A 9,878-nucleotide genomic window follows, 5' to 3' on the forward strand; every position below is an offset into this window, starting at 1 on the left:
GTTTGAGACTCACGATGCGCCGCCTGCTGTTCTGCCTTTTGCTGACGCTCACTACCCTCGCCGTATTTGCCACCGAACCTGCCCGCCCCAAGGTCGGCCTGGTGCTGTCTGGCGGTGCCGCCCGTGGCCTGGCCCATATCGGCGTGCTCAAGGCCCTGGAGGAACAGGGCGTGCGCATCGACGCCATTGCCGGCACCAGCATGGGCGCCGTGGTGGGCGGGCTGTATGCCTCCGGCTACAGCGTCGAGGAGCTGGAGAAACTCGCCACCACGCTGGACTGGCAGCAGGCGCTGTCCGATGCACCGCCACGCGAGGACGTGCCGTTCCGGCGCAAGCAGGATGACCGCGACTTTCTGGTCAAGCAGAAGCTGAGCTTTCGCGACGACGGCAGCCTCGGCCTGCCGCTGGGGGTAATCCAGGGCCAGAACCTGGCGCTGCTGCTGGAAAGCAAGCTGGCCCACACCGCCGACATCCGCGACTTCGACAAGCTGCCAATTCCCTTCCGCGCCGTGGCCACCGACATCGCCAGCGGCGAGAAGGTGGTGTTCCGCCGTGGCCACCTGCCGCAGGTGATTCGCGCGAGCATGTCGATCCCGGCCGTGTTCGCACCGGTCGAGCTGGATGGCCGCCTGCTGGTGGATGGCGGGATGACCGACAACATCCCCGTCGACGTGGCCCGGGAAATGGGCGTCGACCTGGCCATTGTCGTCGACATCGGCACGCCGCTGCGCGACCGCAAGCAACTGGCCACGGTAGTCGACGTACTCAACCAGTCGATTACCCTGATGACCCGGCGCAATTCCGAAGAGCAACTGGCCAGCCTGCATCGCGACGACATCCTGATTCAGCCGCAGCTGGCAGCCTTTGGCGTCACCGATTTCGGCCGTGCCCACGACATGATCGATGCCGGCTACCGCGCCACTCGCCTGCTCGACACGCGCCTGGCCGCGCTGCGCCAACCCGAGAGCGACGCCAGCCTGGCCGTGGCCCGCTCACCGGGCCAGCGCACGCCAGTGATCAGCGCGATCAGGATCGAGAACGACTCCAAGGTCAGCGACGACGTGATCCGCTATTACATCCGCCAGCCAATCGGCGAGCCACTGGCCCTCGACCGCTTGCAGACCGACATGGGCACCTTGTATGGCCTGGACTACTTCGACCGGGTGCAGTACCGCGTGGTGCACAAAGGCAATGACAACACCCTGGTGATCAATGCCCGGGGCAAGCGCGGTGGCACCGACTACCTGCGCCTGGGCCTGAACCTGTCGGACGACCTGCGCGGCGACAGTGCTTTCAACCTGGGCGCCAGCTACCGCATGAACGGCATCAACCGGCTGGGCGCCGAATGGCTGACGCGCGCCCAGATCGGCGACCAGCAGGAGCTTTATAGCGAGTTCTATCAGCCGCTCGACGTGGGGTCGCGCTACTTCGTCGCGCCTTACCTGGACCTTGGCTCGCAGAACATCGAAGCGACCCTGGACAACGACCCGATCGCCGAGTACCGACTTGAGCGCTACGGCTTCGGCCTCAACGTCGGCCGCCAGATTGGCACTTCCGGCGAAGTGCGCCTGGGCGTGGGCAAGGCCTGGGGCGAGGCCGAAGTGCGCATTGGCGATCAGGACCTGCCCAGCGTCAGCTTCAACGAAGGCTTCTACGAGCTGAAGTATTCGTTCGACACCCTCGACAACGTGTACTTCCCGCACCGTGGCGAGGACGTCGGCCTGACCTTGCGCAAGTATGACAAGTCGCTGGATTCGGACGAGGACTACCGGCAATGGCTGCTGAACCTGGACAAGGCATTCAGCGTCGGGGCAAACACCTTCGTGCTGGGTGGGCGCTATGGACGCACCCTGGACCCTACCGAGGTGGTGACCTCGAGCTTCGTGCTGGGGGGCGCAAGGGAGCTGTCGGGCTTCCGCCAGGACTCGGTGTCAGGGCAGAACGTCAGCCTGCTGCGGATGGTGTACTACCGGCGCCTGACGCCACGGGCCTATCTGCCGCTGGACTTCCCGCTGTATATCGGCGGGTCGCTGGAACGTGGCCGAGTGTGGAACAACGACAACGCGTTCGACAGTGGCTACATCAATGCAGCGAGCATCTTCCTGGGGCTGGAGACGCCATTGGGGCCGTTGAACCTGAGTTATGGGGCCAACACTGCGAATGAGCAGGCGGTGTACCTGAACCTGGGGCATACCTTCTAGATGGCCAGGGCCGCTGTGCGGCCCCAGAGGTTTCAGGTCTTTTCGAGGTTGGCGAGGATCTTGGCATGCACCCGCATGCACACTTCCAGGTCGGCCTCATCCACGCCCGTGAACAGTTCCAGGCGCAGGGCATTGGCAATGGTCTCGATCTGCTCGATCAGCGGCTTGGCCGGTGGGCACAGCAGGATCTTCTTCGCCCGCCGGTCTTCCAGCACCGCCTGGCGACGCACCAGCCCCTGGCTTTCCAGGCTGTCGAGCAGCCGCGCCAGGGTCGGGCCCTCGACGCCCACGCTCTGCGCCAGCTCACGCTGGGTAGGCGCTTCTTCGAAACGGGCCAGGTGCAACAACACCAGCCAGCGCGCCTGGGACAGGTTGAGCCCGGCCAGGCGGCGGTCCAGTTCGGCACGCCAGCCGCGGGACATCTGCGCCAGCTGCATGCCGAAGCGGTGTTGGTTGTCGGTCAGGGGCATAAGCAACTCATAGACTAGAACTAATTATTAGTCAGCTAACCATGCTCCGGGGCATCAGGCAAGGCTGCCCGCCCCGGAAACGTCCGATAATCGTCAAAAAGGATGACAAACATCAGCAGTTGACCGAAATGCCGGCTATCAGAGCTCGAACTCCGCCGCCAGCGCCGCACGTATGCAATACAGCACGCCTTCCGGCACCCGTGCGCCGAACAACGGGGCAATCGCCGATACCGGCGGCAACTCGCCCTCGCCGTCGAGGAAGGCGTCCTGCACTTCCATCATCAGGTCTTCGGGCAGGTCCAGGGCCTGCTCCAGGCTCAGCTCCTGGCGGCCAAGGGCCTCGGCCAGCAGGCTGTAGACGTTCTTCTCGCTGCAGTTGAGCTGCCCGGCGATCTGCGCCGGGGTCATGCCGGCGCGGGCCAGGCTGACCAGTTCGTGGCGCAGGTCGAGGACCACCTTCGGCGCCTCCTCGGTGCCACCGGCGCCGTTGAGCACTTCGAGGAAGGCCTGGCCATAGCGCTCCAGCTTGCGCGCACCCACACCGCTGACCTGGGCCATATCGCTGAGGCTGGCCGGCTGACTGCGGAGCATTTCCAGCAGGGTGGAATCGGGGAAGATGACATACGGCGGCACGCTGTGCTCTTCGGCCAGCTTGCGCCGCAGGGTGCGCAGCGCTTCCCACAGTTCGCGCTCCTCAGTGCGTACCAGCTGGCTGGCCGGGCTGCCGCCGCCGGAGGCGGTCTTGGCCACGGTCTGTGGCTTGAGGTCACGGCGCAGTTGCAGGTTAACCTCGCCACGCAGCAGCGGCCGGCAGCTGTCGGACAGGCGCAAGCCACCGTAGCCTTCCAGGTCGATGTCGACCAGGCCGCGCGCCACCAGCTGGCGGAACAGCGAACGCCACTCGGCCTCGGCCAGGCCCTTGCCGACGCCGAATACCGAAAGCTTCTCGTGGCCGAAGTTGCGCACCTTCTCGGTGTCCTTGCCCAGCAGCACGTCTACCAGGTGGCCAACGCCGTAGCGCTGGCCGGTGCGGAACACCGCCGACAACGCCTGGCGGGCCGGCTCGGTGGCGTCCCAGGTCTGGATCTGGTCGACACAGTTATCGCAGTGGCCACAGGGTTGTTCGAGGGTTTCGTCGAAATAGGCCAGCAGCGACTGACGGCGGCAGCGGGTTTCTTCGCACAGGGCCAGCATGGCGTCGAGCTTGTGCTGTTCGATGCGCTTGTGGCGCTCGTCGCCTTCGGAGTTCTGCAGCATCTGCTTGAGCATCACCATGTCCTGCAGGCCGTAAGCCATCCAGGCATCCGATGGCAGGCCGTCACGGCCGGCACGGCCGGTTTCCTGGTAATAGGCCTCGAGCGACTTGGGCAGGTCGAGGTGGGCAACGAAGCGCACGTTGGGCTTGTCGATGCCCATGCCGAAGGCAATGGTGGCGACCATGATCAGCCCCTCTTCGTTGAGGAAGCGGTGCTGGTTGGCGGCGCGCGTCTCGGCGGCAAGGCCGGCGTGGTACGGCAACGCCGGGAAGCCTTGCTCGCAAAGGAACGCTGCGGTTTCATCGACCTTCTTGCGCGATAGGCAATAGACGATGCCGGCGTTGCCACGGCGCTCGCCGAGGAAGGCCATCAACTGCTTGCGTGGCGCCTCCTTGGGCACGATGCGGTAGAAGATGTTCGGCCGGTCGAAACTCGACAGGAAACGCTCGGCGCCCTGCAGGTGCAGGCGCTGGACAATCTCCTCGCGGGTACGCATGTCGGCGGTGGCGGTCAGGGCGATGCGCGGCACATGCGGGAACAGCTCGGCCAGCTGCCCCAGCTGCAGGTATTCCGGACGGAAGTCATGGCCCCATTGCGATACGCAGTGGGCTTCGTCGATGGCGAACAGCGAGATGTCGAGGTCGCGCAGGAAGTCCAGCATGCGCGGCTGCACCAGGCGCTCTGGCGCCAGGTAGAGCATCTTCACCTCGCCCCGGCGCAAGCGCCCGGCCAGGTCACGCTGCTGCTCCGCGCTCAGGGTGGAGTTCAACGCTGCCGCGGCGACGCCGAGTTCGTCGAGGGTGGCGACCTGGTCGTCCATCAGCGCGATCAATGGCGACACCACCACCGTCAGGCCCGGGCGCAACAAGCCAGGTACCTGGAAGCACAGGGACTTGCCACCACCGGTAGGCATCAGCACCAGGGCATCGCCGCCATTGGCCACGCATTCGATGATCGCTGCCTGGCGCCCACGGAAACTGTCGTAACCGAAGATATCCTTGAGAACGCGCTGAGCCTGTTCGAGCATGTGCAACTCCACAAATCGCCGTACCATCCTGGACACAGGCTGGACGAAAAACCCGCTCCGCACACGCCAAAAGCGTAAGCGGCTTTTGCCAGCTGGCCGGGAAAACCCGCCCCTGGATGAAAAACGGCGGAGTATACCGTAGTGGCGGCCTGCACAGGATGCCCGGTGACAGACGTTCCCTTTGCCCCGCTGCCGCCGCAAGGTGCTAGAATTCACTATCGTTTATTCCCCAAGGTAGCCCTGTAATGTCCTTCGCCGAGCAACTGACCCGCCTGCAAGCCTTCCTCGACGCCGACGAGCTGCACGAAGAAGCGCTGGACTACGTCGCCGCACACGGCTACCTGACCGCGCTGTCGATCTGCTCCGAGGACGTCCCCGAGCGTGAATGGATCGACGCGCTGTTCGCCGAAGAGCCCCACTACGCCAGCGATGCCCAGCGCACCGAGATCGAAGCGACGCTGGTGGCCCTCAAAGGCCACATCGCCCGTCAGCTGGCCAGCGACGAGGAATTCGACCTGCCATGCGAGCTGGACCTGACCGACGAGCCGGACGATTCCGACCTGCGCGGCTGGTGCATCGGCTTCATGGAGGGCGTGTTCCTGCGTGAAGAGGCCTGGTTCGAGAACGCCGAGGAAGAAGTCAGCGAGATGCTGCTGCCGATCATGGTCGGTTCCGGCCTGTTCGACGAACAACCAGAATTCGCCGACATCGCCAGCAATGCCAACCTGCAGGACGACATGATCGTGCAGATCCCGGAAGCGCTGAGCGCACTGTTCCTGCTGCTGCACGCTCCAGACGAAAAGCCGGCGCTGCTCAAGCCACGCCACCACTGAGTCGGCCGTGCGCTACCTGCTGCTGGCCGTCGGCTGGCTCAGTGTTGCGCTGGGGGTGCTGGGGATCTTCCTGCCGGTGTTGCCCACCACCCCGTTCCTGCTGCTGGCGGCGGCCTGCTTCGCCCGCAGCTCGCCGCGCTTTCACGATTGGCTGGTCAACCACCCCAAGCTTGGGCCGTGGATCCGTGACTACCTCAGTGGCGAGGGCATTCCGCTCAAGGGCAAGGTCTACGCCATCGGCCTGATGTGGGCGAGCATCAGCCTGTCCTGCTACCTGGTGCCGCTGTTCTGGGCCAGGACCTTCATGCTCAGCAGTGCGGTGCTGGTGAGCCTGTACATCCTCAAGCAGAAGACCTTGCGCCGATCCGGCTGAGCTTTGCTATCGCCTGTTCCGGCTTCAGCCGCGAAGAGGCCGGTACAGGCAGATCAGACCGTATCCACCTTCAACGAATGGTCATTGATCATCCCGTTGATGATGGTCGCAGTGTCCTGCCCCGCTGAAACCACCCCACCCGCCCCTGCCGTCACCCCGTAATGCTGAGCCAGGTCGATCCCCGCCAGGTCGATGGTCTGGGTCGGCGCCGCCCCCGCCACGCTGCTGACTTCGATGGTCGAGACCACATTGGTGCCGCTGCCACTGACCTTGAAGTGCAGGTAGTCATCCAGCGAAGCCGCCGTGGCATTCTCTCCCTGCAGCAGCTGCGACAGGTCCAGGTGGTCACTGCCCGGGGTGAAGTCGGTCACCGTGTCATGCCCGGTGTCGCCCTTCTGCCAGACGAAGGTGTCGTTGCCGTTACCTCCGGTCATGGTGTCGTTGCCCGGCCCGCCGATGATGATGTCGTTGCCATCACCGCCCTTGAGTACATCGTTACCCAGGCCGCCGTTGAGCAGGTTGTCACCAGCATCACCGATCAAGCTGTCGTTGTAGTCGGAGCCGATCAGGTTCTCGATGCCGGTCAAGGTGTCGGTGCCAGCGGCGCCGGTATTCTGTGGCCCGGTGAGGCTGAGATCGACCGTCACCCCTCCGCTGGCTGAGGCATAGCTGGCGGTATCGTTGCCTGCCCCGCCATCGAGCAGGTCGTTGCCAAGGCCGCCGATCAGCAGGTCATTGCCAATGCCGCCGTGCAGGGTGTCATTGCCCGTACCGCCCACCAGCACGTCATGGCCGTCACCGCCGTTGAGAATGGTGTCGGCGTTGCTCGCCATCAATACATCATCGCCTGCCGTGCCATTCAGAGCAGTGCCGGCGTGGTAAGTGATATCCACCGCGCCAGCAGCACTGCCGCCGTGGCCATCGCTGACCGTGTAACTGGCCTGATGCACTTCATTCACCGCGTTGCTGTAGTCGACCACCAGGCTCAGCTTGTAGTTTTCGGCGGCCGAGCTGTTGCCCTGCGGGTTGACCTGATTGACCACATGGATGCTGTACACCCCGTCATGGCTGGCGGTGAAGCTGCCGCCAGCGGCAATGGGCTGGTAGCTGCCGTTGGCATCCTTCCACTCCAGGCTCACGTTGCCGTCGGGGCGGTCATGGTCCAGCTGCAGGGTCTCGCCCTTGCGCAGGCTGACGGTGATCACGTCCTCGCCATTGGCATTGCTGCTGTTGATGTTGCCGAGGTAGCCGAGCACTACCAGCGCCGCCGTCATGCTGCCGGCGGCAGTGGTGAAGGCGCTGCGGTCCAGGGCCTTGAACTGGTTGTCGAGCGTATTGCCATGGCCATCGAAGGTGATGTTCGGCACGCTATTGCCGAGGGTGAAACCTGCCCCCTTGTCGGCAAAGTTGGTGTTGACGGTGATCGGCGCCGCGCTCAAACGGTCGTTGTCGGCATCACTGTCATTGGCCAGCAGCACTTCGGACGGCAAAGTGATGCTGGCGCCGGTGATGTTGGTGATGACATGGTCGGCCCCCGCCACCGGGGCATGGTTGCCATTGATCATGATCAGCAGGTCGGCAATGCTGGTATCGCCGTCATTGTCGCTGACCATGAAGCCGATACGCTCGGGCGGGCTGCTGTCATTGCCTTTGGGTGGCGTGTAGGTGAACTCGCCGCTGTCCATGTTCACCAGCAGGCTGCCGCCCAGGCTGGTCTTGATGGTGAGCGTGTTGCCCGTGGTGTCGAAGCTGGCGTTGTCGGCGCCACCGCTGGCCAGGTATCCGCCCTGCCCCGCGTTGGCTTTCGGGTCGTAGGTGTAGGTAGTGCCGTCCACCAGCAGTGCCTTGATGAACCCGCCATCGGCACCGAAGGTGCCATCGCTGAGGAGGCTGCCGGTAATCGGCGAACCCTGCACGGTGCCCGACAGCACGCCATAAAGTTGGTTGAAGTCGCTGACGACCACCGAGTTGGTGTCGGTATGGCTGCTGCCGTCATAGGCCAACGGGTTCAGGTTGCCCGCGTTGGAATCCTTGCCCAGGCCAATGGCGTAGGACTTGATGCCATTGCTGTCGAGGAACGTCTCCCAGCTGGTTTCGCGGGATGCGGTCATGGCATGCCCGGAGCTGGGCTCGCCATCGGAGAAGAAGTAGCTGACATTCTGCGCACCGGCCAGCTTGCCATGCTGGTCGAAGGCCGCCTGGGCTGCGGTGGCCGCGCTGTCGTAGTAGGTCGAACCGCCAGCATGCAAGCCGCTGACGATCGACTTGGCGACGTCGATGCTGACCCACTCCGCCGACTGGATCTGCGCACCGTCGCTGAAGGTGACGATCTGCACCTTGATGTCGCCCATGCCGTCGTACTTGTCGAGCAGCGCAGCGATGGCCTGCTTGGCTGCGTCCAGGCGGGTCAGGCCTGGTATGCCGGAAGCAGAATCCATGCTGCCAGACACATCGATCACCAGCAGGATGTTGGAATCCAGCTGGCCCGGCGTGATGATACGCTCGGCGCAGACCGCATTGGGTACATCGTCGACGATGGTGATGGCGATGTTGCTGGTGATGCTGTGGCCCAGCGAGTCGGTGGCCTTGTAGGTGAAGTTTTCGACCGCCGAATCGGCACCCGGGGTATTGGCGGGCGAGGTCAGGGTGTAGGTGTAGCTGCCGTCAGGGTTGATGCTGATCTGCCCATACTGGCCGACAGCGTTGCCCACCAGGCTGTAGGTCAGCGCCCCCACGCCACCGGAAACCGAACCTGCCAGCGAGCCGGTCGCCGTTTCACCGGTGGAGGTCGGATCACTGCCGGTGGTGGTACCCGCAGCCAGGTCGTTGCCATCCTTGTGCAGGTCGAGGGCTTTCTCGTACACCGTGACATCACGGTCCCCGCAGGCCACGAGCGTGGCGTCGTGCACGTTGATGGTCAGGGTCGTGGTGCTTTCGTCACCGTCAGCATCGCGGATGGTGTAGACAAAGGTGTCGACCGCATCCCGCGGCGAGACCACGTCCGGGTTCGAGTGGTAAACCGCATTACCCTTCTCGTCGATGGTCAGGTAGCCGTACTGGCCAAGCACCTGGCTGTTCAACTGGCCAATGGCCGAGCTGCTGGTGTCGTTACCGGCACGTACGCCGACCACATGGTTGCCATCGCTGCGCACGTCGGCACCGACCACGTCGTTGTACATCACATTGCCGCGCACCTCGTCGCCCTTGTACACGCTGACAAAGTCGCAATGGGCTTGGGGCACGTCGTCGACAATCGAAATGACGATGGTGCTGGTGGCTGAATGGCCATACGCGTCCTGAACCTGATAGGTAAAGGACTCCGTCACGGTGTTGGCGCCGTCGTTGGCATGCGTTGGTGAGTTGGCCGGGGACGTCAGGGTATAGGTGTAGCTACCGTCGGCATTGAGCTGTATCTGGCCGTACTGGCCGACCGCATTACCCACCAGGCTGTAGGACAAGGCGCCTATGCCACCACTGGCCAAGCCGACCAAGCTGCCCGATGCTGTTTCAAGGGGCGATGTCGGGTTGCTGCCGGTAACGGTACCTGCGGCGAGGTCGCTGCCGTCCTTGCTCAAGTCCAGCGCTTTTTCGAACACCGTGACGCCGCCGTCCATGCACACTTCGATGCGTGGGTCATGCACGTTGATGGTGATCGTGGTGGTGCTTTCGTCACCGTCGGCATCGCGAATGGTGTAGACGAAGGTGTTGACGGCATCCC

General features: G+C 63.9%; 6 protein-coding genes. 3 read left to right on the forward strand and 3 right to left on the reverse strand.

Features of this window, described 5'->3' with window-relative positions:
- Positions 1-14 precede the first annotated feature (14 nt).
- Positions 15-2,201 (forward strand): patatin-like phospholipase family protein, encoded by a 2,187-nt coding sequence (locus tag F6X59_RS11415; protein ID WP_152956338.1) that lies wholly within the window; start codon positions 15-17, stop codon positions 2,199-2,201.
- A gap of 32 nt (positions 2,202-2,233) precedes the next feature.
- On the opposite strand, the gene F6X59_RS11420 is transcribed toward F6X59_RS11415, so the two are convergent.
- Together F6X59_RS11420 and recQ are read right to left on the reverse strand one after the other, a co-directional pair.
- Positions 2,234-2,671 carry a MarR family transcriptional regulator gene (locus tag F6X59_RS11420; RefSeq protein ID WP_152956339.1) on the reverse strand — a complete coding sequence of 146 codons (438 nt, stop codon included), beginning with the start codon at positions 2,669-2,671 and terminating at the stop codon, positions 2,234-2,236.
- 138 nt (positions 2,672-2,809) lie between these two features.
- Positions 2,810-4,954: a DNA helicase RecQ gene (gene recQ / locus F6X59_RS11425; RefSeq protein ID WP_152956340.1), complete on the reverse strand. Its 2,145-nt coding sequence runs from the start codon at positions 4,952-4,954 to the stop codon at positions 2,810-2,812.
- Between the two features lie 245 nt (positions 4,955-5,199).
- On the opposite strand from recQ, the gene F6X59_RS11430 reads away from it, so the two are divergent.
- Positions 5,200-5,787, forward strand: a complete 588-nt coding sequence (locus F6X59_RS11430; protein ID WP_039602166.1) for a YecA family protein — start codon at positions 5,200-5,202, stop codon at positions 5,785-5,787.
- A gap of 7 nt (positions 5,788-5,794) precedes the next feature.
- On the forward strand, positions 5,795-6,160 hold the full coding sequence (locus F6X59_RS11435) for a YbaN family protein (protein ID WP_346653948.1): 366 nt from the start codon (positions 5,795-5,797) through the stop codon (positions 6,158-6,160).
- Positions 6,161-6,213: 53 nt separating this feature from the next.
- Here F6X59_RS11435 and F6X59_RS11440 read toward each other — a convergent pair.
- Positions 6,214-9,878: Ig-like domain-containing protein (locus tag F6X59_RS11440; RefSeq protein WP_152956341.1), on the reverse strand; the 3,665-nt coding region annotated here is incomplete at its 5' end.

The sequence above is a fragment of the Pseudomonas sp. MN1F genome (genome assembly GCF_009391885.1).
Lineage (GTDB): Bacteria > Pseudomonadota > Gammaproteobacteria > Pseudomonadales > Pseudomonadaceae > Aquipseudomonas.

Bases quoted from the DNA above. Each gene is read 5' to 3' on its own strand.
- F6X59_RS11415 (WP_152956338.1), top strand. From the start codon at position 15: ATGCGCCGCCTGCTGTTCTGCCTTTTGCTGACGCTCACTACCCTCGCC.
- F6X59_RS11420 (WP_152956339.1), bottom strand. From the start codon at position 2,671: ATGCCCCTGACCGACAACCAACACCGCTTCGGCATGCAGCTGGCGCAG.
- F6X59_RS11430 (WP_039602166.1), top strand. From the start codon at position 5,200: ATGTCCTTCGCCGAGCAACTGACCCGCCTGCAAGCCTTCCTCGACGCC.
- recQ (WP_152956340.1), bottom strand. From the start codon at position 4,954: ATGCTCGAACAGGCTCAGCGCGTTCTCAAGGATATCTTCGGTTACGAC.